Raw genomic sequence first — 645 nt, 5'->3', positions numbered from 1 at the left:
AACCAGAGACGGTGACCAGATAACCCGCCTCGGACAACGCCCGATATGCCAATACGACAGTGTCTTTCGACACTCCGAGATATTCGCCGAGTTCCGAAGACAGCGGGAGCCGGTCGCCCGCCTCGAACGCACCGTCGAGAAGCGCCCGATGAAGCATCGTAACGAGAACGGTCTGCCAGTCATTTCGCTCCACAAGCCGCACGAAAGACTCCGGAGTGGATGCTCCGGTGATCTTCCGAACGAACTCCTCCGGAGTAAGCATGAGCCCCACCGGTGGACGCCAACCCTCCGGCCACTGATCCTCACTCGCCACAGCGGTGACACGACTGCCGACGACCAGATAACCCGCCTCGATCAGCTCCCGATACGCTCGTAAAACAGTGTTCATCGATATACCGAGGTATTCGGCGTTTTCTCGGGGCAAAGGCAATCTATCGTTCACTTCGAACGCACCGTCGAGAAGCGCCCGATGAAGCATCGTAACGAGAACGGTCTGCCAGTCGTTTCGCTCCACAAGCCGCACGAGAGACTCCGGAGTGGATGCTCCGGTGATCTTCCGAACGAACTCCTCCGGAGTAAGCATGAGCCCCACCGGTGGACGCCAACCCTCCGGCCACTGATCCACCCCCGCCACAGCGGTACCCC

The 645-nt window shown here is 59.8% G+C and carries 1 protein-coding gene; it reads right to left on the bottom strand.

What is annotated here, in order from left to right; all coding sequences use genetic code 11:
- Positions 1–388 (bottom strand): GntR family transcriptional regulator (locus tag ON32_RS23370; RefSeq protein ID WP_308418359.1); only part of this gene is annotated, 388 nt, incomplete at its 3' end.
- Positions 389–645 lie beyond the last annotated feature (257 nt).

Source organism: Nocardia paucivorans NBRC 100373 (assembly GCF_000308675.1).
Classification (GTDB): Bacteria; Actinomycetota; Actinomycetes; order Mycobacteriales; family Mycobacteriaceae; genus Nocardia; species Nocardia paucivorans.
Note: the sequence above shows the minus strand (reverse complement) of the source record. Positions and strands in the feature narration are given on the sequence as shown.